22 protein-coding genes are annotated in these 25,151 nt (G+C 40.6%); 10 read left to right on the forward strand and 12 right to left on the reverse strand.

Going from position 1 to position 25,151, the window contains the following annotated elements:
* Window positions 1-335 precede the first annotated feature (335 nt).
* Window positions 336-1,319, forward strand: coding sequence for an RNA polymerase sigma factor, RpoD/SigA family (locus tag A3775_RS12325; protein ID WP_066425167.1), 984 nt, complete (start codon window positions 336-338; stop codon window positions 1,317-1,319).
* Between the two features lie 457 nt (window positions 1,320-1,776).
* Entirely contained in the window at window positions 1,777-2,415 is a 639-nt protein-coding gene (locus A3775_RS12330) for a hypothetical protein (RefSeq protein ID WP_066425168.1), read from the forward strand.
* A gap of 104 nt (window positions 2,416-2,519) precedes the next feature.
* Here A3775_RS12330 and cobO read toward each other — a convergent pair whose 3' ends face one another.
* The gene (gene cobO, locus A3775_RS12335; protein WP_066377257.1) at window positions 2,520-3,197 is read right to left on the reverse strand and encodes a cob(I)yrinic acid a,c-diamide adenosyltransferase; all 678 of its coding nucleotides are present in this window, start codon (window positions 3,195-3,197) and stop codon (window positions 2,520-2,522) included.
* 398 nt (window positions 3,198-3,595) lie between these two features.
* On the opposite strand from cobO, the gene A3775_RS25035 reads away from it, so the two are divergent.
* The gene (locus tag A3775_RS25035) at window positions 3,596-3,892 is read left to right on the forward strand and encodes a DUF6508 domain-containing protein (protein WP_231866997.1); all 297 of its coding nucleotides are present in this window, start codon (window positions 3,596-3,598) and stop codon (window positions 3,890-3,892) included.
* A gap of 134 nt (window positions 3,893-4,026) precedes the next feature.
* Window positions 4,027-5,202, forward strand: coding sequence for a homospermidine biosynthesis protein (gene speY, locus A3775_RS12340; protein WP_066377255.1), 1,176 nt, complete (start codon window positions 4,027-4,029; stop codon window positions 5,200-5,202).
* Between the two features lie 98 nt (window positions 5,203-5,300).
* Here the strand turns inward: speY and fabG are convergent, their stop codons facing one another.
* Entirely contained in the window at window positions 5,301-5,996 is a 696-nt protein-coding gene (gene fabG / locus A3775_RS12345) for a 3-oxoacyl-ACP reductase FabG (RefSeq protein WP_066377253.1), read from the reverse strand.
* Here fabG and A3775_RS24235 point away from each other — a divergent pair.
* Together A3775_RS24235 and A3775_RS12350 are read left to right on the forward strand one after the other, a co-directional pair.
* Window positions 5,995-6,153 (forward strand): hypothetical protein, encoded by a 159-nt coding sequence (locus A3775_RS24235; RefSeq protein WP_156481624.1) that lies wholly within the window; start codon window positions 5,995-5,997, stop codon window positions 6,151-6,153. The genes fabG and A3775_RS24235 overlap by 2 nt on opposite strands.
* Before the next feature lie 430 nt (window positions 6,154-6,583).
* A complete protein-coding gene (locus tag A3775_RS12350) occupies window positions 6,584-7,198 on the forward strand; it encodes a peptidoglycan-binding protein (RefSeq protein WP_066377251.1) in 615 nt (204 codons plus the stop codon).
* Window positions 7,199-7,392: 194 nt separating this feature from the next.
* On the opposite strand, the gene A3775_RS12355 is transcribed toward A3775_RS12350, so the two are convergent.
* The 5 genes from A3775_RS12355 to A3775_RS12375 form a co-directional block, all read right to left on the reverse strand.
* Window positions 7,393-9,813: a sucrose synthase gene (locus tag A3775_RS12355; RefSeq protein ID WP_066377249.1), complete on the reverse strand. Its 2,421-nt coding sequence runs from the start codon at window positions 9,811-9,813 to the stop codon at window positions 7,393-7,395.
* 390 nt (window positions 9,814-10,203) lie between these two features.
* Entirely contained in the window at window positions 10,204-11,667 is a 1,464-nt protein-coding gene (dacB, locus tag A3775_RS12360) for a D-alanyl-D-alanine carboxypeptidase/D-alanyl-D-alanine-endopeptidase (RefSeq protein WP_066425169.1), read from the reverse strand.
* A 62-nt stretch (window positions 11,668-11,729) separates the two neighbouring features.
* Entirely contained in the window at window positions 11,730-13,169 is a 1,440-nt protein-coding gene (locus A3775_RS12365; protein WP_066425170.1) for a DICT sensory domain-containing protein, read from the reverse strand.
* Between the two features lie 494 nt (window positions 13,170-13,663).
* Window positions 13,664-15,166, reverse strand: coding sequence for a UDP-N-acetylmuramoyl-L-alanyl-D-glutamate--2,6-diaminopimelate ligase (locus A3775_RS12370; protein WP_066425171.1), 1,503 nt, complete (start codon window positions 15,164-15,166; stop codon window positions 13,664-13,666).
* A gap of 32 nt (window positions 15,167-15,198) precedes the next feature.
* Window positions 15,199-15,486: a glutaredoxin family protein gene (locus A3775_RS12375; RefSeq protein WP_066425173.1), complete on the reverse strand. Its 288-nt coding sequence runs from the start codon at window positions 15,484-15,486 to the stop codon at window positions 15,199-15,201.
* A gap of 102 nt (window positions 15,487-15,588) precedes the next feature.
* Here A3775_RS12375 and A3775_RS12380 point away from each other — a divergent pair, with 102 nt between their 5' ends.
* From A3775_RS12380 to A3775_RS12390, 3 genes are all read left to right on the forward strand, one after another.
* Window positions 15,589-16,146: a Uma2 family endonuclease gene (locus A3775_RS12380; protein WP_066377307.1), complete on the forward strand. Its 558-nt coding sequence runs from the start codon at window positions 15,589-15,591 to the stop codon at window positions 16,144-16,146.
* 106 nt (window positions 16,147-16,252) lie between these two features.
* On the forward strand, window positions 16,253-16,468 hold the full coding sequence (locus tag A3775_RS12385; protein WP_066377302.1) for a type II toxin-antitoxin system HicB family antitoxin: 216 nt from the start codon (window positions 16,253-16,255) through the stop codon (window positions 16,466-16,468).
* A gap of 438 nt (window positions 16,469-16,906) precedes the next feature.
* On the forward strand, window positions 16,907-17,467 hold the full coding sequence (locus tag A3775_RS12390) for a hypothetical protein (protein WP_231866998.1): 561 nt from the start codon (window positions 16,907-16,909) through the stop codon (window positions 17,465-17,467).
* 7 nt (window positions 17,468-17,474) lie between these two features.
* Here the strand turns inward: A3775_RS12390 and A3775_RS24655 are convergent, their stop codons facing one another.
* The 3 genes from A3775_RS24655 to A3775_RS12400 all read right to left on the reverse strand — a co-directional run bounded on the left by A3775_RS24655 (window position 17,475) and on the right by A3775_RS12400 (window position 20,690).
* Window positions 17,475-17,642, reverse strand: a complete 168-nt coding sequence (locus tag A3775_RS24655; protein WP_197480144.1) for a hypothetical protein — start codon at window positions 17,640-17,642, stop codon at window positions 17,475-17,477.
* A 220-nt stretch (window positions 17,643-17,862) separates the two neighbouring features.
* Window positions 17,863-19,134 (reverse strand): amino acid permease, encoded by a 1,272-nt coding sequence (locus A3775_RS12395; RefSeq protein WP_231866999.1) that lies wholly within the window; start codon window positions 19,132-19,134, stop codon window positions 17,863-17,865.
* Between the two features lie 353 nt (window positions 19,135-19,487).
* Window positions 19,488-20,690 (reverse strand): AAA family ATPase, encoded by a 1,203-nt coding sequence (locus A3775_RS12400; RefSeq protein WP_066377234.1) that lies wholly within the window; start codon window positions 20,688-20,690, stop codon window positions 19,488-19,490.
* Between the two features lie 1,090 nt (window positions 20,691-21,780).
* On the opposite strand from A3775_RS12400, the gene A3775_RS12410 reads away from it, so the two are divergent.
* Window positions 21,781-22,221, forward strand: coding sequence for a response regulator (locus A3775_RS12410; protein WP_066377297.1), 441 nt, complete (start codon window positions 21,781-21,783; stop codon window positions 22,219-22,221).
* A 128-nt stretch (window positions 22,222-22,349) separates the two neighbouring features.
* Here the strand turns inward: A3775_RS12410 and A3775_RS12415 are convergent, their stop codons facing one another.
* Both A3775_RS12415 and A3775_RS12420 read right to left on the reverse strand, forming a co-directional pair.
* Complete coding sequence (locus A3775_RS12415) at window positions 22,350-23,462, reverse strand: hybrid sensor histidine kinase/response regulator (RefSeq protein ID WP_066377231.1); 1,113 nt, start codon at window positions 23,460-23,462, stop codon at window positions 22,350-22,352.
* 23 nt (window positions 23,463-23,485) lie between these two features.
* A complete protein-coding gene (locus tag A3775_RS12420; protein ID WP_066377230.1) occupies window positions 23,486-24,826 on the reverse strand; it encodes a hybrid sensor histidine kinase/response regulator in 1,341 nt (446 codons plus the stop codon).
* Window positions 24,827-25,151: the final 325 nt, after the last annotated feature.

Below are 25,151 nucleotides of genomic sequence, written 5' to 3' on the forward strand. Positions count from 1 at the left end.
AACATTATAACCTATATACCTCTTCAGGCTACTTTACTATCTGCCTGATTTGTTTTAATATAAAATAATTAAAAGTCATACTGACTTCGGATAAACCGGTGGCTGCCGGCGACTGAAAGAAAGAATTCTTGAAAAAAACCCAGATTGTTTGTAAGAGATTGAAAAATTGAGGGATGGTAGGGAACCTATCTCCAAGACGCGCCTTCTGGAAAAGGGATATAAAAGATTGATAAAGTTTGGTAGCGTTTTGTGTTCAGTGATATATGTACTACCTTCCCTGATGGATTGATGTACTCAAGATTGATTGTGTTTACGGAGTAGAGGATAACGCACCAATGCCTATTGTTAACAACCACAACGAAGACCTGAACACCAAATTCACGGCTGATATGGTGCGAACCTATCTGCGGGAAATTGGTCGCGTGCCTTTGCTTACCCGTGAGCAAGAGATTGTTTACGGGAAGCAGGTACAACAAATGATGTCGCTGATAGAAGCGAAGGAAGAGTTAGCCAAGAAGTTACAACGGGAACCGAGTTTAGCAGAGTGGGCTGATCATGTTCACCAGTCTGAGACAGAAGTGAAACAAACGGTAGCCCAAGGTAAACGCGCCAAGCAGAAGATGATTGAAGCGAACTTACGCTTGGTAGTGGCGATCGCCAAAAAATACCAGAAACGTAACATGGAGTTTCTGGATTTAATCCAAGAGGGAACTTTAGGATTAGAGCGAGGAGTGGAAAAATTTGATCCCACCAGGGGTTATAAATTTTCAACCTATGCTTACTGGTGGATTCGCCAAGCAATTACCCGCGCGATCGCTCAACAAGGTCGTACTATCAGATTACCCATCCACATTACCGAGAAACTGAACAAAATTAAAAAAGTGCAGCGCGAACTAGCTCAGACTTTGGGGCGATCGCCAACTCCGGCGGAAATTGCCAAAGAACTAGAACTAGAACCGGCTCAGATTCGTGAGTATCTGAACATGGCGCGTCAACCAGTTTCTTTAGATGTGCGAGTTGGCGACAACCAAGACACAGAACTACAAGAAATGCTCGAAGATGAAGGCCCATCTCCAGAGTATTACACCACTCAAGAATTCTTGCGCCAAGACTTAAACAGCTTGTTGGCGGAACTCACACCCCAACAGCGAGAAGTGTTAGCACTGCGTTTTGGGTTAGAAGATGGTAACGAAATGTCTCTGGCAAAAGTCGGCGAAAGATTAAACCTCAGTCGTGAACGTGTCCGCCAGTTAGAGCATCAAGCCTTAGCTCATCTGCGTCGCCGTCGAGCGAATGTCAAGGAATACGTTGCTAGCTAAATCTACAGGCGTAGTAGTGTTACGTCTCTATAGGGTAACGCGCCTCCTGAACTCAGGGGGCAATTTTTTTAGGAGAAAAAAATATTGGGAATTTTCCGAAATGGAATCAGGGGCGGTTGTAGATATGGGTGTACTGAAAAAAGAGAGATGTTTGTTCAGCGCAACATCAATTTTTTGAAACCGATTAGAAAAACAGTGAGATATCAAACCCGCTCAGGGAGAGGAATCCTTAACTCACATCCTCCAAAAGCATGATTATTTTAGCTGAAGCATAAATTTTTCAATTATTGATAGGGTGTGATTATACCGCAAAATTGCATAAAAACGCGATTTTTTAGGAATTTTAATTTTTCAAGACATAAATCCAACCTTTGACCGAGCCTTAAACAATAGAGATTTCATTATGGTTTAAGTCAAGTTACAGAGGAAGTCGTTAGGTTTTAACAGGAGAAGTCGGGTGCTTAACAACAAATTGAAAATTTTCCCCTTACACCGTTTGAGAATCCCCGCGATTGCTTTCCTTTTCACCCTTGGTGCTGTGGGCGAACAAGCAATACCTGTACTCAGTAATCGTATTGCACAAGTACCGAACTCGATAGCGATCGCCGCTTCTCTTCCCGAATTGACGCATCAACCACAAAAGAGTTCCAAAACATCTATTAATTCTGAGTCAATCACAACCGAGTTTACCAGCACTCTCAAAGCTGCCAAAAATTCAGGAATTACCCAAAAAGCCGACCTACCGCTTAAAGATGGTGTATATCTATATGGTCAATCACCCCAACCAAACCAATTAGGTCAAGGGTATGTTGTCTTCCAAAAGCGGCAAGGTAAAATAGTCGGTGCGCTATATATGCCTAGATCCGAGTTTAGCTGCTTTCAAGGCACACTCGACAAATCAGGAGAATTGGCGATGACTGTGACTGGTACACCAGATGCAGGTATTGCACCAGATGTAGCTACAGCTAGTACAATACCTACATTTTCCGTAGATCAGCCAGCTACTTATGCTCACTCTTTAGCACTGCAAGACTATCATCAGATTAACTCTATCAGTGGCGATGATCGCCGTGTGCTTCAAATGTGTAATCATTGAGGGACTGGGTAGACAAAAAAGCGGAGGGAGCAAAGGAAGCGGAGGAAGCGGAGAAAGAAATTCTTTCCCAATGCCCAATGCCCAATGCCCAATGCCCAATAAAATTAAAACTCAATCCCTGGTTGTGCTTTGACATTTTGATCGCGGAAAGGATGCTTAACTAGAGTCATTTCTGTCACTAAGTCAGCGCGATCAATGATAGCGGCTGGTGCGCCTCTACCTGTAAGGATGACGTGTTTAGTGGCAGGTTTTTGTGCTAACCCGGCTAAGACTTGCTCAACTTGTAAATATCCCATTTTCAGGGCAATGTTAATTTCATCTAACAGCACTAGCTGAAAATCGGGGTTGCGGATGAATTCGAGTGATTTTTCCCAGGCGGCGGTGGCTTTTTCGATATCGCGATCGCGATCTTGGGTTTCCCAGGTGAAGCCTTCCCCCATAGCGTGAAATTCGATTTGATCTTCCCAAAGGCTGAACACCCTTTTTTCTGAGGGTTCCCAAGAACCTTTGATGTATTGGACGATCGCTACTTTGTAACCGTGTCCAAGCGATCGTAACACCATCCCCAATGCGGCGGTTGTTTTTCCTTTACCATTACCAGTGTGAACAATAATTAAACCTTTTTCTGGTAAAGCTTGCGCTATGCGTCGATCCTGTACTTCTTTGCGACGCTGCATTTTTTCCCTGTGTTGTTCATTAGTCAGATTAGCTGACATTATTTCATCAATTAAACGCTCAATTTCCTTATCTGATTCTAATGCTTCTGGTGTATCGCGTGTCATCAAAGTCACCGGGAAATACAGAAAATAATTGTTAGGACTGACAAAACCCAGAAAAATTTGTGCTTATATGGATCAGCACTGAAGGTGAATCTGGCAGAGAATCAAGAAAAATTTGGGAAAAAGTTGGATATTATGACTAAATCTTCTCCGGTGGGAGATGTTGCGAGCATGATTTAGCTGGCATATCTTGTGACTCTAACTGATTATCTTCTAGCACCTAATTTTTTACAGTAGAGTCTTTCGGGATTGAGTATGTATGTCTAATCAGATGACCTTAGAAAATATTGATAATATCCTCACCTTTTTACCATTATTTTCTAGCCGAACCTCTAACTTTTGCGTCATATTATTATTCTAAATAATTTCAGAGATTCATTGCAGCCATTGACGAAGAAAATTTGGTCATCTGTTTTGATTGTACAAATTGGCCAGATGCAGCTAATCAGTTTGTCATTGAAACACAACTATTAAAGATAGGTGATATTTCTACAATACAGAAATTATTTACAAGTCACGTTCATCAAGAACGTTTTTGTTATAGACATTTAGCCGAAGTGATAGATAATAGTAATTTGTTGACAATATTGCAGCGATTAAAAAAACGTAATACTCAGATACCCGACTTCTCAAAGAAGTCGGGGATATATCTCATCATTATTTTATCTTTAATTATGTTGACCTACTTATTTGACTGAAGTACCCGACATATTTCATCTGGTTGAATTTGCCCGTCACTGAGTCTAACTAAGATTTTGACATCAAAGGGATAGAAGAATTACCTGAAACATAGTTAACATTAGATTCTGGTTTACTGTTTGGGAGTCTCAACATGGCAAAAAATTTAGGTAAGAAAATTGCACCCGTACCGATGTCAACAGATGTCAGCGTGGTGGATTTGATTGATAATTACTTCACTGCTTACAATTCGGCGCGGTTGCGGGAAGCTTGTCAATTATTGGCTCGTGATGTATTCCAAGATGGTGTCACCGTGGGAGTAAGTCTTTCCGGTGCGATGACACCTGCCGGGTTTGGTGTATCTGCGCTTGCGCCGTTAATTCGCAACGGTTTTATTGACTGGATGATTAGCACTGGTGCGAATCTTTACCATGATATGCACTATGGCTTAGGTTTTGAGTTGTTTGCCGGGAACCCATTCTTAGATGATGTGAAATTGCGTGAGCAAGGCACAATTAGAATTTATGACATCATCTTTGGTTATGACGTATTGCTAGAAACCGACGCATTTATCCGCAAGATACTGCAAGCTGAACCTTTCCAAAAGCGCATGGGTACGGCTGAGTTTCATTATTTGCTGGGTAAGTATGTGCGGGAAGTAGAGAAGCAATTGGGAGTTAAGCATTCTTGCTTACTAGCTACAGCTTATGAGTATGGCGTACCTATATATACATCTTCCCCTGGTGATAGTTCCATTGGCATGAATGTAGCGGCGTTGGCGTTGGAAGGTTCACAGTTGGTGTTAGATCCAGCAATTGATGTCAACGAAACAGCAGCGATCGCCTACAATGCCAGAGAAGGAGAAGGCAGAAGTGCAGCTGTAATTCTCGGTGGTGGTAGTCCGAAAAACTTCCTGCTACAAACCCAACCGCAGATACACGAGGTTTTAGGACTAGAAGAACGAGGACATGATTTCTTCGTTCAGTTTACCGATGCACGACCTGATACTGGTGGTTTATCCGGTGCGACTCCTTCAGAGGCGGTAAGCTGGGGTAAAATTGACCCGGACGAATTACCCAGCACCATTGTTTGTTACACCGATAGCACCATCGCCTTACCTTTGGTGACAGCGTATACTCTCAACCAGTGCGAACCTCGCCCCCTGAAGCGGTTGTATGATCAACGTCCAGCATTGTTAGATCAACTCCGCAGCGATTATTTAGCCGCCAAAGAACAGCCTGTAGAAAAAATCCCGACTGCTGTAGCTGAAGAAGCTGCCCAAGGTGCAGCAACTTATCCTTGCGGTAGGTTGATTCCTAATACTCAGTAGGGGACTGGGGACTGGGGACTGGGGACTGGGGACTGGGGATTGGGGACTGGGAAAGAATTTCTTCCTTCGCTCCCTCCGCTCCCCTGCTCCCTTATTCCCTAAACATTCCCGTATATGGGAATTGCTGCGCCTCGGATATCTTTAGCCGCATCTGAGGCGAGAAAGCAGATTAACTGGGCTATGGCTTCCGGTTTTACCCATTTATCGGCGTTTTCTGTACCCATAGCTTGACGGTTGGCAGGGGTGTCAATTACCGAGGGTAGGATGACATTAGCGGTGATATTTGTACCTTTGGTTTCATCTGCGATCGCTTTCGTTAAGGCTACCACACCAGCCTTCGCCGCCGAGTAGGCTGCAAACTGTCCCGCCGGTTCTACAGCCGCCTTAGAAGCCACTGTGACAATGCGGCCATAGCCATTTTCTAGCATCTTTTGCAAGCTATATTTACAAGTCAAAAAAGTAGTATTCAAGTTGATGTCAAACTCGCGTTTCCAACTGTAAAAGCTGTATTCGTGGGTTTTACCCATTGAAAAGCCGCCCACGAGATGAATTAACACATCCACCCTTCCCATGCGGCTGATGAGATTGTCTACCGAAGATTCTTCTTCTAAGTTAGTGGGGATAAATTGAATCCTAGCGAAGTCTGCGGGGGGAAGGATTTCCTTGAGGCGTTCGACTTCTTTAGGATTGCGGTAAGTCATAGTTAAATCTGCACCTTGGGCGAGAATTGCTGGTGTGACACCTAAACCGAGTCCACCAGTACCACCGGTGAGTAACACTTGCTTGCCTCTCATGCAACATGAACTCCTCAGAGCAACCACGATTAAGATACCGCGATCGCACTCTTTTCAGCAGCATTACCGCAGAAAATTTGCCGTACTACCCAGCAGTTTAATTGATCTGCCCGATTTATCAGCAGAAATTCTGGTTTTGAGTCTGAATTTTGACTAGCTTTGTCTATTCATTCAATTAATTTTAGCGGCTTTGCAGAGCATAAGTAATTAATGAAGCACAAAGCTCACAAATCTACCTGAATATATACTGCTTGGGATAGAATAATTTCTTGGCTATCTAGAGTTTATTATTCTTTGTTACTTTAAATAAATCATTCATGAGCAACTAATCTCCATAATTCTCAATCAAAACCTTCGGCAGATAATTAACCTGTAACTGTTATAATTTACATTCTCAAAAACCAATTAATAACTGAATTAGACGGACTGTAATCACAATATCCATCAATTGGAATAAGTAGAGAAAATTTCTGCTGATTCTTGCCAATTGCTGAAAAATTAACTCATTCAATTTAACTAGGAACCATTCCGGTTTCAAGTAAATTGTTCTGTCAAAGTAATTATGGGTAATAGTGACATTAAATACAATGAATGATATTGTCCTGCTGATGACAGGCGTATTAGCTACCAAACAACTCGCTCCATCTGTTTTACCCAAGCAGCCTGTAATTCATTTAGACAATGGTGTGACAAACTCTACACAAAATCAGTCAGATCAGTTAATGTCATCAGCAAAAATCACGCCGCCTGAATTTATACACCAATCTGAAATCTCACCAAATCTTCAATTAGCCGTACAGCATGAAAATCAAAAAAATCTGAGTAAAAATACACATCTAGTCAAAGATTCATATAGCCTAGATGAGTTTAATAACTTTCAGGCTGTTAGGGTAAAATTTTCACATCAACCGTTTTTGTTAACGGCACAAATCCCAGAAGAAATTGTGATTGCCAGAAGATATCAAAGGTATACAAGAAATCTACCATATTTAAGTTTTGGTAATACAGGTACACCTGTCAGAGTCTTACAAAGGTTATTAGTGGCTAATGGTTACGCTATTCGAGTCGATGGGTTTTATGGTGCGTTGACAGAAAGTGCTGTAAAAGCTTTTCAAGTGCAACGAAATCTTAAAGTAGATGGGATAGTCGGCCCAAATACTTGGTACTCTCTGACTAGACACTCAAGACAATATACATTTTAAAACATAGGGGTTCAGCAATGCTAAACCCCTACAGCATATTAATGAGGGAACAGGAAAAAATTTTGTTGCGGGAATGGGAGTTGTAGAGACTAAGCATGCTTAATCTCTACATTTGTCGGGGAGAAATACCCTGCGGTATCCTGCTATGTCGAAGGGTTTTCAGCATCTTTCATGACAACATCCTCTACAAGAGTTTACCGATATTTGTGTTGTTCTAGTAGTTGTTGCGCTCTGGGTTTATAAACTAAATAGAATAAAGCCTCAAGGTAGCGTAACAAGTCTTCTCGGTTCTCCTGAGATGTGAAATTCCAGAAGCCATAAATCCGTGCTAATGATAACAACTTAGTTGTGTGAATCTTCCAGGTGTATGTGCTGTATACACGGTCAATTGCTTGCTGAGAAACTCTACCCCAATAGGAGGGATCTTGTTGACATTTATTGATAAATTCCAGAATTTTCTGGGCCGTTTCTTCTAAATTGGTGGGGTTAATGTAAAAACCATTGACTTGATCTTGAATAATTTCTAATGGCCCACCAAATTGAGTTGCAAAGGTTGGTAAACCAGAAATCATCGCTTCTAGAATTGTCAAACCAAAGGCTTCAAATAAGGCTGGTTGAACAAAGATACCTTGATGGTCGGCGATAACGCGATAAATTTCTCCAGAGTCGCTTTTTGATAGGCGTACACCCAACCAGCGAATTTTGCCATAGAGATTGTACTCGTCAATGATGCGGTACAGTTTAATGATTTCATCCCGTTCTTCGTTATCGCCTGATTCTTCCACACGTAACTTGCCGGCGACTAAAATTAAGTTGCAATGTTCTTGCAAGTCTTTACTTTGACCAAAGCATTCTGCTAAACCGGTGAGGTTTTTAATCCGGTCGAGACGGGCCATTGAGAAGAGGGGACGCTTGTTAGGATCATCGAGTTTGCCGAAGATTTGGCTAGGATCTTCTAAAGTAAATAACATTTCGGTGATGCGATCGCGATCGCTGTCTACCCTGTCTTCAGTACGAGTGTAGGGGAAATAAGCATTTTCATTTACCCCAGGTGGTACAACATTAAACTTGGGACTAAACAACTCAATGCCATTCACCACATGATACAACTCTGGCATGGTAAAGCATTTGTAAGATTCATACTGTCCCACACTATCCGGTGTCCCGACAATTTCCTGGTAGGTGCTGCTGATAATAAAGTTAGCTGCATTCATCGCAATCAAATCAGCAGTAAATTGCAAGGAAAAATGATATTTATCGTCTAAATCTTGCCAGTAGAGGTTACTAAACAAATATTTAGATTTTTCCAAAGCGTGGGCGATGTTGCACTGGGTAATTTTCATCCGTCGCGCCAACAAAAACGCGACTAAGTTACCATCAGTGTAGTTACCCACAATTAAATCTGGTCTACCGTGAAATTCTGCTAATAATTCCTTTTCTGCATCAATGGCGAAGGTTTCCAGATAAGGCCAAAACTCAAATCTAGAAATCCAGTTTTGCGTCATATTGGGGTTGAATTCCCGCAGAGGTACGCGCAAAATCCAGGCGTTTTCTGTCCCGTGAACTTTTTCTAGTCGTTGGTTGCACAGAGTCCCGTCACTGTTGGGAATCAGACGGGTGAGAATAATTACCTTTGGCTGGACGTTTAACCCTTCTAAACCAGCCAGGATGACATCTTCTTGCAGTTGCTTTTCTAAATTTTTCGCTTGGTCAAGCACATACACCACCTGACCACCAGTATCAGGACGACCTAAGACACCCTCTTGCCCAAACCAACCATGTGCTGACACCAGGATGATTCTAAAAATCATCGGGATGCGAGAGATGAAAGCTTCTAGGGTTTGGGGGTCGGGAGAGTCGATTAATTCATCGAGAATATTTAAGGTTTCCTGAACACGCCCGGCTGTATTACCCCAACCTGGCTCAAAGCCCATCATTTGCAATTGTAAGCGAAATTGTTCGTAAGGTTCATCGCTGGGTCTTTGGCTAACAATCGCTAAGGCTTTCTTGACTTGTTGGGACAGTTGCTGTTGAGATTGGATATTATTGTTAATCAGCAGTTGCACACCATTGTAGTGGTGTAGGCGCAGGAAATTAAATAAGCCTTCTAGCCATTGTTTCGGGTCTTGAAACAGTTTGCTGGATAGATAACGGTTGAGAAACTGCACACCCTTACCAATGTTTTTGGGGTCGCGGATGGTTGGGGAATAATCATAAAAGGGGCCAAAATCGAGTTCTAGCAAGTCACCCTCTTGGGGGTGGAATTTATTCACCAAGCGATCGCGCAGATCCAACAGTTCCTGTACTGTCATCGACTCCACATCTAAATCTGCTGTCAGTCGATAAACTTCTTGACTAGCAATCTTCGGGCGAATGATGAAACAAATATTTGATTCTTCTTGAATAATTTCCTGAGTATAGTAAATTAGTTTACCTAAACGAGAATAAGTATAAAATGTGTTCGTTTTTTCTGTTTTAGAGCAATACTCATTATACTCGTTCAAGATGTCATTACGCAACAAATAATTTTGCTCTTTTTGGCGTAGTTGACTCAAAAAGTTACGCAAATCACTTCTTTCTTCGCTCTCCAATATTGCCTGAATCAATTCTGACATAGTAACCCCTGAATGAAGATTTTATTTCTAGGGTAGCGCAACCTGAAAACCTAGAAGTAAAACACGTTATAAAGCAAAAATACTCAGATAGATAGATATACCTGTGTTTTTTTCATCCTTATCAATTCGTGTTCTTATTTACTTAGAATAACTATGACTAATTATTATTGGCTCTAACTAAAGACAGACTACTTTTTATACTATTGATATATATGTAATAAATACTTATTTATACTTAATATAAATTACAGTCAGGCGATGCACAGATGAAAATACGCTCTAACCCTTATTTTTACGTTGTGAGCAGTGCATCGCCTGATGAGGGTAAGACAGCCCCCACCTTATGTAGTCCCTGTTCCCTGTTAAGAGTTCCCTGTTCCCTGTTCCCTTTTAACAAGGCTTTAACTGTGTCAACAAGACTACAATTTCATCAATAGCTTGGCGCAGGGTACTTGCAGGCTGTTCTGATTGATTCACCATAATACTGAACACCAAAGGCTCATATTCAGGTGTATTCATATATCCTGACAGGGAAATTGCACCCCTGAGTGTGCCTGTTTTTGCTTGTACAATTCCCTCAGCCGGAGTATTACGCAAACGACTTGCTAAAGTCCCATTTTTCCCAGCTACAGGTAAAGATGCACGATACACATTTGCAACAGGTGTTTTTGCTATACCCTGCAAAGTTTGTACTAACGCTTCCGGGCTAATTAAATTCCGGCGTGATAAACCGGAACCATCTGCCAACTGATAACCTGTCGGATCAACTCCCAACTTCGTTAAATTTTTCTTGATGGCTTCTAACCCAATATCAGCAGAACTTTGATTTTTCAAAACAGGAGATTGCCCACCTAAGACTCTCAACAGAGATTCTGCAAACAGATTATTACTATTTTGATTAGTTTCTTGAATTAATTCCCCTAAAGGTGGCGACTGTACAGATGCTAATTCCTGTTGATTAGTGGTACTATGTCCGATAACAGTTTGTCCTAAGTTAATTTTTTCTTGGTTGAAAGCTGTACGCAAACGTCTTAAGAAGTAAGCATCAGGATCAACTACAGGTAACTCTACTAAATAGGGTGCAGAATTCGCTGATACTTGTCCTTCAATCCGCAGGATTCTGCCAGTTAAGTCACGGCTAATATTAATGTAACTCGGTTGATTTTCGGCGACGGTTACTGAGCGATTAACTACTAACCATTGTCGGACTTCAGTTGGTTCATTCCAAACTAATTGGGGAGTTTTACCAACAGTTTGGGGTATCAGCTTAAAACCCACAATATTTTGATTTAAAATAAAACTATTAACTGGCGCACCATAATCTGACTGTATATCTTCCCATTGCCAAGTAGAATTAACAACATCTCCTTGAATATAACTATTATCAGCTATTAACTGGGGAATTTGAGTCACACCCTTTTGTCTTAGCTGTTGGACAAGTGATTGTAATTGAGTATCATTGAGGCTAGGATCTCCCCTGCCGATAACAGTAAAAACACCGTTACCATTTTGATAAATTGAGGTGCGAATGCGAAAATCTGCACCTAGTTGTAACAGTGCTGCTGCTGTCGTCAGTAACTTAGTATTAGAAGCAGGAATAAAATATTTTTCAGCATCTCGACTATAGAGACTCTGCACAGATGACAGGGGTTTAATTAACACTCCCCAGCGTGAGCGATTAAAAAGGGGACGATTAATTATGGTATCAATGGCTGTACCCAATTGAGCAGGACAAATTGATTTTGTGGTAGTTGCTGTTGGGGTTGGGGTTTGTGCTTTGACAAGTTGTTGGGGAACACCGACTTGAACACCAACAAATAACAGCATTAAGCCTAGAGTAAGTTTTTTGGACATTTTATATCTTACACCTCAAGCGATAGACCAAGAATAGGTAGATAAATTTAAGGTTTTTGACTCTATCTCCCCCCTAGTTTTGGATCTTTGCCTTCTGGTACTAGCTGTACTGTAAAAATAGATCCTTCATCAAGCTGACTTTTGACGGTAATCGAACCACCACAATTCCATAACAGGCGTTGCACAATTGTTAAACCCAAACCTGCGCCGTTAATCTCCTCACTGTTTCCTGAACGCACACGATAAAAGCAGTCAAAAATTTTGGGAATTTCGCCCTCGGCGATACCAATGCCTGTGTCACGGACTTCTAGTTGTACATATTCATCCTCAATTCTGGCTGTTACCCAGACTTCACCGCCTGTGGGGGTAAACTTGAGGCTGTTATACAGGAGGTGAATTACTATCTGTCTGAGTCCACCATTGACGCACCACACAGGCGGTAAATCAGTGGGTATGGTGTAGGCTAGCATGATACCTTTCTCTTGGGCTACAGGTTGGTAGGTGCTGACTACTCCTGGTACAATATCAGCAAGTTTAACTAATTCTAAGTTAGTCGCCTCCAAAGTATGCTCTAGTTCTACTAGATCCAATAGACTGGTAATTAGTGTACTTTGGCGATCGCACTGAGTATTGAGCATTTGTAAATATCGCTGTCGCTGTTGGGGTTTGAGATTAGGCGAACTCAACAGCGACAGGGCTGTTTTCATTTGCGTCAGGGGTGTACGCAGTTCTTGAGAAACATTTTTGAGATATTCATCTTTCTGTTGTTCTTTTTTTTGCAGGGTTTGATTTTGTCCCTGTAATTTACCTATCCTTTCATGTCTAATTTGCCGATTAATTTCATCTTGTCGCTGGATTTGTTTAGCAAACAGCAAACTCCACAGTGCTGGTTCGCAGATATTTTGACAGATCAAATCGGCTGGTGCAATTTGATTTGATTCTAATTGAATCTCTTGTTTCAAGCCATCTAGTACGTTTTGAATAACTCTGCTATCAATAGTCGTAATTGTCAATAAAGTTAGATTTTTCGGCGAATTTTCTTTTGCTAAATTTTCGCTCTCATCGTTTCTCACCTGTTGAGATGCTACCAATAAACTGCTAAACTTTGGCGATAATACTATCAAGAAGTATTCTCGATGCAATTGATTATTTGCTAATAGTTCCACATCCACCTGATTAATATATGGTGTCATGGTTTCCTGCTGTTCTTCTTGGGTTACTATATCTTTTTTTGCTGCGTCTGCTCCCTTAATTTGGCAATTGTAGATATTAATTGGCTGCTTTATTGATAACTGATAACGCCGTAATTCCTGACACCAAATTTTACCCGGTGGCAGTTTCACCCAGAGTGTTGCATTGATTTGCTGCTCAATGAGTAAGTCTATTTGCGCTCTCACCATTGATAGCAGCGTAGCAGCATTGAGAGGAATTGGTTGGGGGGACGCTTCCGCTCCTACAGCTAGCTGATAAACTGACAAATCTTGATGCAGGAAGTCATTCATGAGTTGAACACAACCAATAAAATTAAGGGCAATGAGGAAGTAATCATGTAATTAATTTTCGCGTATTTATATGCTTTTTGCTCAAAATCTAGATAAAAGACATATTAATGAATTAGATAGTTAATTATTACTCTACAAAATTTGATTTTGTTAAAATTTGTTGCAGTTTTGAAAATACATTAAGATTTTTTCATACTTTGATATCTCTTGATCAAAGATGGTTATCTTACCAGAAAATTACCACGTATTTTTATTTTTTCGAGAGATAAAAATGAATGATGAAAATTGAGGGGTGAATGCAGAGATAGGAGAATGATCAGTAACTAAAGCCAAATGGTATGATACAGTCTCAGTAGAGAAAATCATGTCAATTTCTGTTTCAACGCCAAGACACAGAGACGCAAAGAAAAACCCATATCTTTGACTAGGTAAGGTGTAAGGGTTCTGCACACTTACACCTGTATGTTTACCCTGGTTGAAAAGTTGCGCTGTTTTTAACCTTGTGAGTTGATTCTCGTTTGTAATGCGTGACGTGCGTGTTCTCGGTCGTCAAAGTGGATTTTTTCTGTACCGAGAATTTGGTAGTCTTCGTGACCTTTACCAGCCAATAATACACCGTCGCCGGGTTGGGCTTGTAAAATTGCGGTTTGGATAGCGGTAGCGCGATCGCAAATTACCATCGGCTGTATTGTATCAGGTATACCTGCCAAAACATCCTCTAAAATCCGTTCTGGGTGTTCAGTGCGGGGATTGTCCGAGGTAACAACCGCTACATCAGCTAATTCCGCCGCAATTTTACCCATTTTCGGGCGTTTAGTGCGATCGCGATCGCCACCACAACCAAACACACAAATCATCTTCCCAGGAATAAACGGCCGGGCGGCTTTGAGTAAGTTTTCTAAACTATCTGGTGTATGGGCATAATCCACAATCACACTAATATCTTGGTCAGGGCTAATTTGTACCCGTTCCATCCGTCCGGGAACTCCCGGAAACTCACCAATAGCATTTGCTACCAATTGCAAGTCTAAACCCAGATGTAAAACCGCACCAACTGCTGCTAAAAGATTTTCTAAATTATATTGACCAACTAAAGGCGATTTAAAACTTACCTCACCCTCTGGTGTATGCAGAGTCCCACTCACACCATTTGGCTGATAGTTCAAATTACTCATCCACAAATCAGCATTACTATCATTAACGCTGTAACTCCATACCTTTTGACGATTCAAAGCAGCAATTAAGCGTTTACCGTAGGCATCATCAGCATGAATAATCGCCCGTCCTTTGAGATATTCAGGACTAAATAACAAAGCTTTCGCCCCAAAATAATCTTCCATATCTTGGTGAAAGTCCAAATGGTCTTGAGTCAGGTTACTAAACACCCCCACCTCAAACGGACAACCCAAAACCCGGCCTTGCGCCAAAGCGTGAGAACTGACTTCCATCACCCCAAACTCACAACCAGCCTTTACAGCTTGCGCTAGCTGCTGTTGTAGTTCCACCGCGAAGGGTGTAGTATGGGCGGCTGTTTGTTCAAAACCAGCCCAACGAGTGTAGAGAGTTCCCATCAAAGCCGTTGGTAATTGGGCTTTGGTGAGGAAAAATTCAATTAAGTGAGTGGTAGTAGTTTTACCATTAGTACCAGTCACACCCACCAATTTGAGTTTCTGCCCAGGATATCCATAAAAAGCCGCCGCAATTTGGGCGCAAGCTTTAGTCATGTTGTTAGCACTAATGACAACAGCCTCATCTGTCGGAGGATTTTTTTCTACAGCTTGGGGGGAAACAATGGCAGCGACAGCACCGGATGCGATCGCACTCGGCCAGAATTCCCCACCATCTACCCTTGTACCAGGCATTCCAATAAACAAGTCTCCCACACCGCAAGCATGGGAATTAGTTTTTAATCCTTGAACTTCAGCATCCGCCAAAGCCGGATTATTAGGGATTTGATCCACACTATCTACTGCTGCTAGTAATTCCCGCAATTTCATTTTGTGAACCTCGCCACACATTTATCTTGCGCTTATTCTGCATTATTTTTCTCGCTGTTGGCTAAATACTTATACAACATTTGCTCTAATTGCTGCACACTAGCGCGGGGAGAAGGACGGGGTAAAGCTTGTTCTGTCTCGCCATTACTCTTGACTACATGAAGAACTGGAATCTCATACTGATACGCCCTAAACCAATCTTCACGGGTGGTAATGTCACGAATCTCTAACTCAAATATGGGATTGGGGATTTGTTCCAGCTTTTCTTGTAAGCCTTCACATAAATGACAGCCGGGTTTACTGTACAGAATTAATTGCATTGACCTAAACTTATCGCGCCTATCGCATCTTTAATGATATGCGGAAACTGAATGGCTGAGTCATCGAGCAAAATAGAGTTATGAATTAGGGTAGGCGATCGCATGACTCAACTCAAATCCCAAATCACACTCGCAGAATACCTCGCACTCCCAGAAGGAGATATCACCTACGAATTAGTTGACGGCGAACTAAAACCTAAAATGGCACCAAAAAGATTTCATTCACGATTAACCCTAGCTCTGAGTATACTTTTAACACCGTGGGCGCAAGGTCGCGGTGAGGTTGGTATCGAGTGGGCGGTGACATTAAAACGCCGAGGACGGGACTGGGTTCCTGTACCAGATTTACTTTATGTGTCATACTCTCGCCTCAACAGTGATGCGATCGAAGATCAACCCTGTCCCATACCTCCAGACTTAGCGATTGAAATTATCTCTCCCGACCAAAGTTTTGGAGAAATGAGTGCCAAAGCGACAGACTACCTAGAAGCAGGTGTGTTGCGAGTTTGGGTATTAGATGCCAAAGCCAAAACTGTCACCGTGTTTTATCCTGATGCCAGACCACAAACAAAAACTGGTGAAGATAGTTTAGCAGATGACTTGCTGCAAGGCTTGGAAATCACACCGCAGCAGATTTTTCAACAAGCCGGAATTCCTTAGTATTTTAGGAGAGCGATCGCCTAAATGATATCTCCATCGTCAAAGGGCGAGCATATAAGCTCTTGCAATCATGAGAAAATATAGTGAAAACTTCAGTAAAGTCATTATGAAGCGAGAATTTAATGTAATTATCGAACGTGATGCAGATGGCTATCTTGTAGCGTCCGTACCAAATCTTCCTGGGTGTCATACACAAGCAAGAAATTTAGATGATTTGATGGAACGCATTAGAGAAGCCATTGAACTTTGTTTAGAATTTGAGGAAGAGCAGCAAGATTCACTAGACTTTGTGGGTATTCAGCGAGTCGCAGTTGAAGTATGAGTCAGTTCCCAAGTGTCACCGGACGAGCTAGTAAAAGTAGGATGGGCATTACCTATAACTATGTATATTTTGTAATTATCAACTGTCAGAGGCAATGCCCACCCTACGAAGTTTGATCAATATACTTATCAATATCCTAAAAAATGTTACTAAAGGTGTAAATTATAGCCTGTATCTCAGATTGTGAGAGACAATATAAATATAGAGTAGCCAAGGGCTGCTAAAAACCAATACCTCATCAAACTCTAAAACAGAGAATGAAATAGAGAGGTGTAATATGTCTCACGATTTTGCTTTATTTGACCCGAATACCTACCTAATTGTCAAAATCAGCCTGTTAATTGTGATGCTGCTGATATTTTTAGCAATTTCTGCGGCTCCTGCTGTGTAGAATGGGCTTTTTCGGTTGTGTCAGTCTCCTAGATAATTGGAGATCGAATGATGCTGGATGTAAATCATCTCGCACCAATCTTTGCTATCTTTGCAACTCTGTTCACAAGTCAGTTAAATTTTAATAAATTAGTTCCACAACAAGATATAAACTTGCGGGTGAAAACACCCAAAGTTAACATAGGCAATTTAGCAGATGGTGACTACCAATTTTGCAGTCAACCTGATCCGCAAGACTGGCGAGTTGGTGCGGGAGTTTGTGCAAATTTTCACAAAACTGCAAATCAATTTCAGGGGTATTACGGCTATCCCCACTCGGATAACTTCATCTGTATTCGCGGTAATTTGAAAGGTAATCTAGTTACTGGTGAAGCGTTAGCTATTTTGTGGGATAGTCATCAGCAATATAATCTACCCCAGTCTGCATTTAATTGGGATGTTGAAGGGCGATTGACTCTCAGCCAAGGTAATTTGATCAGTACCGCTAATCATCAGGATGCTGTAAAGTGGATGCTTTATCGCCAAGCTTTGCTAAATCTTGAGGGATTTTATCAATACAACCGCCCTCGGATGACACCACCATCTCAATTATGTGAGTGGAATTTTTGATCATAAATTAACTTGCGTGTTCCCAGTCGCTTAACAATTCGTACTCCTGTTTGATTTTTTGAGGTTTACGTAATGGTACTTTCGGTGTACCAATATCCATCTTAGGAAAAGACTGATGTCTTTTTTTAGCGGATTTTTTGTCGGGTTTGGTAGTAATTGTCTGTGTAGTTGTCATGATTCATGAAGCCTTAATGAGTAACTGCGCCTACAGTCTATAACATCAATTTCCAAACTGCAAATTTCTGATAAAGGATATGAAAAATTTCCGTTTTTTTACGGTTATATAACTAACATATCCTTCTCAGCTATAAAAGTAGGATTTATCTATTATTCCCAGCTTTTGAACGATTATCCGGGTAATTCAAATATTTGCTGTTGTGGTGAAATACACCTTACTATCTCACCATTGATAGAATTTCTGTTGTGATCACTACTGATGCAACAGCAATCATCACAATCAATGTCACCCGTCCCCCAGGTACTAATAATTGATGAATATGATTTGAGTTTTGGCGTTGTTTCCAAGTCATCAATGCGGGGATAATTCCTCCCAACAAAGAAATACTAAAAGTACCAGCAAAATCTAAAGCTGTTAAGAAAATATGCGGATTCATTGCGCCTAAACTCATCGGTGGCAATAGAATCAGTGAGTAAAGCGGCAAACCATCATCTAATCCTCTTTGACGGCATAAAGTCACATCTCGGAAAAAATCGACTAATCCATACACAAAGCCAATAAAGGATGTGACAATTGCAAACTCAGAAAATATAGATATCAGCACGCCTAACCATTCACCCGCACCCCCAGCCCGGAGTATTTGCAAAGGATCAAAACCTGTGGTATCTTTTATAATGTCAGGGGTAACACTGCCTATAATCACGGCATTCCAAGCTAAGAACATGATGAGGGGAATAGCCGAACCGATAATAATGGACTGGCGGACTTTGCGAATATCACCTTCTAGCTGAGTTACTACCACCGGCACAACATTCTGATAGAACAGTGCTACTAACATCACTGAGACAGCACTGCCTACAGTAGTCCAATCTTGAAAGAAAAATTGTACAGTCTTAACTTGCCTAGTGCCTAAAACTAAGAGTCCTAAAAAGGATGTGATGACAATGGCGACAAAGGCACTATTTAATTTTTCAATCAACTTTTCTCGCCCTAGATACATAATACCGCCAAATATGAGGGTAAAGGCGGTTGTCCCTACCCATGCTGGTAAATTATGCGGAATACCCCAGACTTTCGCCAATGCAGATATTAAAATTTCTCCACCTTGGGCAACATAAGCCACTAGCAAAGCGTAGTGTTGAAATAAATATGCCCCACCTGCTACTCTCGCCCCAATTTTACCGAGATTACTTTCCACCATTGCTAACAAACTGACACTTAACCGCCCCTGTTGACGCATGGTGTTTATGCTGACTTCCGCAATCAACAGCCCAGAAACTAAGGCATATAGCCAAACTAGAATTAATAAAATTGTTGAGGGAATGACACCAGAAGGTATTGTGACTGTAGGTAATGCTAAAATTCCTGCGCCTACTGTTGTACCTGCAACTAGGGCGGTACTTCCTAAAACGCTACCGGGTTGATGGGTTAGTTTATTTTCATTCAGTTCTAGGCGAGAAAATAAACGGGTGGTTTCTGGTTGATGCAACTTAGAAATGGTATAAATAAGTTAATTTCTGTAAATATTTTAAGTGATTTTTTTAGGTTGTGTTATGGGAACAGGTGATGATGGGGGGTTAGGGGAGTATCTTAAGTGATATCTGGCATCATTCTCAATTAGAATAGGTGGGCATTGCCTACAAGGTAAAACTTAGGTCTGGGACAGTGGCAAGCAATGCCCACCCTACAAAAATTGTCTTTACTCTTAGCCAAAATCAATAATTTATATTGTGGGGACTGGAAGGGACTCTTAACTGGGGAATAGGAAGAAGTGGAGGAAGCGGAGGAGAAAAACTCATGACTAATAACCAATGACTAATAACTAATAACTAATAACTAATATCAAACAAACTTTTCGGTAAATTCATAAATCAAATCTACCCTACCTTTCCTCAACATTGCTGGATCTAGTCTTTCGGTGGTGTTGCAAGTCATCAACACTACTAATCGCTGCTTGGTTTGAATTCCACTATCATCAATGACGCTTTGGTACAGTGTGCCATCTAATAAACTCAAGATGTGTTCTGTTTTGTTGTTATACTGGGCAACTTCCGATGCACGGTTTTGCGCGAGGTTATCAGCTTCGTTGATGATGATGCAAATTCGTTCTAAATATGTGGGCGGTACAAAGTTGGCGATCGCATCATGATCTAAAATAAAAATGACAAATCCTAGCGGTATCAGAATTTCTTTGGCTACTGCTTGTGTCCATGCAGTTTTACCTGTACCTGGTTGACCATGAACTACCACCGCTAGCTGGTTTTGGTTGAGAACTGCTTGCTGTACTGTATCTGTAAAGCTTTGAATATCTGCGGGAAAACTGGGTATGGGAAATTGGCTGTAGACTTTTCCCACACGACTTTGATAGCCACTCAGCATCACTGCTAAGTCATAAGTGGCTTTGTTAATTAATGGCGACATATCTTTTGACATTAATGTGTATTGTCGTCGCCCGCGCTCATAAGCTTCAATTTGTAACCAAACGTCATATTTTGACCAGTACGCATAAACGCTACTAACAACATCTATACGTTCCCAATTGATAAATTTTTCCACTGGGTAACAAAAATTTCTTTCTAAATAATATTGGGTGATGATGTCAGGGCGACCTAATAATTCTAAAACACGTAAAACTGTAATTTCTTGGAGTCGATTCAATACATAATCAATAGGTATGCTCTGACGGCTAACTAATTGCACGATAGGCGTTTCTGTACTCAAAACATCTTGATAACGATAATCTGGCGATAGCGGATCAGGTGTTATATAATGCCAAAATTTATCTACTTCGTAGCGTGTATTTTCAGATGCGAGGTTTAAGATATTCGCCCACCAAGTATAGTTATTTCTACCTAAAACCTCTGCCAGACTACTGGCTAGGTTTAAGGTTTTTTGCGTTAGTTCTTTGGTATCGCTATATAGTAGATTCCATAAGAATTCCCAGTCTAATTCTCGATGCAATGGTCGCCAACCACTCGCCAGTAAGCTGTGACGATTTTGATTGTTAGGAATACCGTCGTTGCTTCTAAAATAATCAAATTCCATATTGTTGATTACTTAATTGTAACAAAATTTCGATGTTAAAGTTAATTTTTATCTAAATAGTTTTACTTTTGTATCTTCTCATGTATTATCTATAATCAGTCTGAATGATTAGGTAAGTTAATTATCTCATTCTACAAGCTGGTAAACAGATATAACATCCTGTCAGGATATTGAGATTTCCTCAACTATAAGTGTCAGATGTGATTTTTGCGAGATACCTGGGTATTTGCCCAGCCGACATAATTGTAATTATTGAAGTTGAAAATTTGGCGAATGTAAAAATAGCTCTTGGCATTAGTGAGGTAAACGTTTTTGCTCGTAATGAATCAAATACCAAAGTGCAACTATTAAATGTGCATTATGATTGCATTTACTAGGCTCTCAGGTACATTGATTAAATTTATCAATCAGATTTTTCATATCACTAAATGTCTGCTCACTGTTAGGGATTTCACTCAGGGATTATCTTTGATAAGATAGTGGTAATCCGTCATATTATTGATGTTTATGGTTGATTGACTGCGGTTTTATATCCCATGAAAAAGCTAGCGATCGCTTGTTAATATTTTTCATTTCCGACCATATCTCATCTTGACGTTTTTCCTCAATGAAAATATTGTACTACAAATATTACAAAGCAATCAAGCAGTTATAGAGGAAATTTGAGAAAAAATGTCTTAATCCTAGGTTGGCTGACTCGGAAATACTTATGCAGGAAGGAACATGACAATTTAATACAAAAAAAATCAGAGTCTCCACTGACAAAAAGTTATCTTGATATCTACTTAGCTAAACAGCACCAGTAATAATACGGTTAATTGGCATTGAGTATATCAAGTTATGATAAAGTTACGCTAAAAATATTCTGTAATTTTGCGTATAATCAATAGGTGTCTGCTAAAGTAATCAAGCTCAAATGTGATTTATTTCAAACTGATTGTATGGAAAAAGATGTTTAATTGAGAAAACAGCAATATGAAGCCATCTTTAATTATCTCGGTTTTGAGCTTACCTTTTGTTTTTTACGGGAATAATTGGTCTGTTGACTCAAGAATGACGATTAATCCTAATGGAACCTTATGGAGACCAAATGTATCTGACACAATCATTCATGAGTGATGAAGTGAAGCATAAATCTCGGCAGCCTTTAATTTTAGCTGTGGAAGACAATGATGATAATCTGCTGCTGATGAGTTATACCCTAGAGTCTCTAGGCTGTAGATTTATTTGTCAAAAAGATGGTTCTGCAACTGTGTTGGTGGCGAAAGAGTATCAGCCAGAACTAATTATGTTAGATATTTTGTTACCAGGTCAAAATGGTATTGATATTATACGTCATCTCAAGCAAGATCCATTAACCCGTGAAATTCCTGTGGTAGCTGTCACAGCTTTAGCTACGAGAGAGGATCGAGAACGCATTTTAAATGCAGGTTTTGACGAATACCTGAGTAAACCTTATATGATAGAAGATTTAGAAGCAGTAATTCGCTGCTTGCTGTGTGACCGATTTCAACTCCAATCAGCTTATTAATAGTCAATAGTTATTAGTCATTAGTCATTAGTCATTAGTCATTGGGTTTAGGGTATGGGGCATGGACTATATAATCTCCCTTGTCTCCTTTTCCTGCTGGCTCATCCCTACTCCCTATTCCCTAGTCCCTAGTCAATATTCTTAGGTAGTTTGATTGTAAACTTACTGCCTTTTCCGAGTTCTGAGGTCAGGCTAATTGAACCTTCGTGAGCTTCGATAATGCGGCTGGATAAATGCAATCCTAAGCCACTACCTGATCTTTTATTTCTACCCTGACGAAATCGCTCGAAAATAGTAGCTTGGTCTTCGGGAGCAATGCCATAACCTGTATCTTCCACTTCCATAGATACCCAGTTGTGATTGGGTTGCCAAACCCGAACGTTTATACCACCTGTGTCGGTAAATTTGATGCTATTATCAACTAAGTTGTACAAAACCCGTCTTAGTTCTAAGCGATCGCCCATCACTACACCAGCTGTGTTTCCCAAATTATCTAAGTTACTGGTGTCTAGTGTCAGTTTGATACCTTTCTCCCTAGCAAGCTGAGTGAGTTCACTGACTACTTCTTGGGCAATTTCTTTGAGATTACAGTTGCCATAGTTCAAAGTCTTTTTACCTGCTTCAAAGCGATAGACTTCTAACAGGGTATTGACCATTTGTAGCAAATTTTGGTTACTGCGAATCATCACCGCGATCGCTTGTTTCATTTCTGGGGAAATTTTGCAGAAAGCTTCTTGCTCAAACAATCCCAACATCCGATCAGCCGCGACTAAAGGGGTGCGTAAATCGTGAGTCAGCCGGGAAACAAAGTCTTCCCGTTGCCGTGCCATTTTGCGTTGTTCGTCTAAACTGTGCTTGAGACGCAGTAGCGATCGCACCCTGGCTAACAGTTCATCTGCATCATAGGGTTTACGAATAAAATCATCTGCACCAGCATCTAAACCTTCCACAACACTTGATTCATGAAAAGCAGTAATTAACAATATAGGAATATAATTCAGAGCCGGGTTATTGCGAATCCGCCGCGTCACCTCATAACCATCCATCCCTGGCATCATCACATCTAGCAAAATTAAATCAGGTGGCGACTGTTCCACCTTTTTTAAAGCCGAAACACCGTCAGTTACTAAGTCAATTTCATAGCCTTCGCTTTCGAGAATAGTCTGAAGCAAAATCAGATTATCTTTAGTATCATCGACAGCAAGAATACGATCACTTTTAGTATTTTCTACAGCAGACATGACTATCAACTTGTGTATAAACTTTATAATTTGAGGTGAGGATACCCCATTGATACTGTGCTGGTTTGAGAATAAAAATTAGATTGGTGGGTATTTTGCGCCGCGTTAAACATCACTTTGCCATCTAATTGTACCGCCCCAGATGTTCTAGCCGATTTCGATATTGGCACTTGTCGCGGCAGTTCAATTCTAAACATTGAACCAACTCCTAATTGACTTTCGAGAAAGATTTGCCCATTCATCATTTGCACCAGTGAATGCACAATTGCCAACCCTAAACCTGTCCCCGGATATTTCCGGGTGATACTTTGATCCACTTGGCGGAAGGCTTCAAATATATGCGGAAAATCTTTCTGAGATATGCCAATACCTGTATCTTGAACCGTGATTGCTACTCGATTCCCAGGGATGTCTTTTACCTCAACCCAAATACTACCAGATTCTGTAAACTTAATTGCATTTGATAACAGATTTATTAAAATTTGTTTAACACGCACTGGGTCATTAAAAACTACAGAGTTTTCCGAGTTGTTCTGCACTAACAAAGACAACTTTTTTGCTTCTGACAGAGAACGCATTTCTCCGACTGCGGTATTAATTACTTTCGGCAAATCAAATAATTCTGGCTTCAGTGCTAATTGTCCTTCTTGCAATTTAGAAAAGTCCAAAACTTCATTTACTAGCATGAGTAAATGCTTACTATTGTTCAATATCCTTTCTACCATATCTGCCTGTTGATATGTCAGATGCCCAAACTTTGGACGCAACAATATTTGAGAAAAACCAATAATGGCATTCATTGGTGTCCGTAGTTCATGAGATATGGTAGCTAAAAACTGCGATTTCAGCCGCGATGCTTCTAATAATTTGAAGTTTTGTAGCTGAATTTGTTGTCTTTGTCTTTCCAGTTCTTGGTTTTTACGTACTAGCTGTTCGTGACTTTCTCGTAATTGCTGTAATGCTAAAGCCGCTTGCATTTCCGCCCGGTGAATCCGAATTGCATAGCGTAAAGCCTGTGCTAATATTTCTGATGATAGTCTAGATTTAGAAACATAGTCTGTAGCACCAGCCTTAATTAATTCAACAGCAATTTGTTCATCTCCTGTAGATGTAAGCACTACTAAAGGAACTTTGATTTCCGTAGCACGTAAATTATGAATTAAACTCAAACCATCTTCATCTGGTAAGCTACAATCCAGAAAAACACAGTCATAAGTAGCATTTTTTAAAGCAAAGAGTGCCGTCTTACCATCACTCACTTCTGAAAATTCTCCACGCACACCTGCTTGAGTGAGAGCGCGACGGACTGCCATGCGGTCTACTTCATCGTCATCTACAACCAAAATTCTCAGCGTTTCTTCCATTTGTTTTTATTTTCGCTGTCAAATACAGGTCGATGTCAAACATACCTAGTTTTAATCTATCAAACTAATAATTTTAGATTTGGGATAGGGTATGAAAGCAATGCTGTAATAACTCAGAAATTAGCGTGATCATGACAAGTATTTTGTGATTAATCTCTTGGTCTTGTCTCGTGGTAGCTAAGTTAAGTAACTGAGTATGATTACCTGTAGCATTGTCACTTACTTTAACCCGTTCTGTCCTAGATTAATTGGCTGAGTAAGATTAATTTTTATGAACATCTTGAGGATATTCATGGGATTTAGGTTGTTTTCCTCCACTATTCCG

The organism is Anabaena sp. 4-3 (assembly GCF_001597745.1).
In the GTDB taxonomy this organism is placed as follows: Bacteria; Cyanobacteriota; Cyanobacteriia; order Cyanobacteriales; family Nostocaceae; genus Trichormus.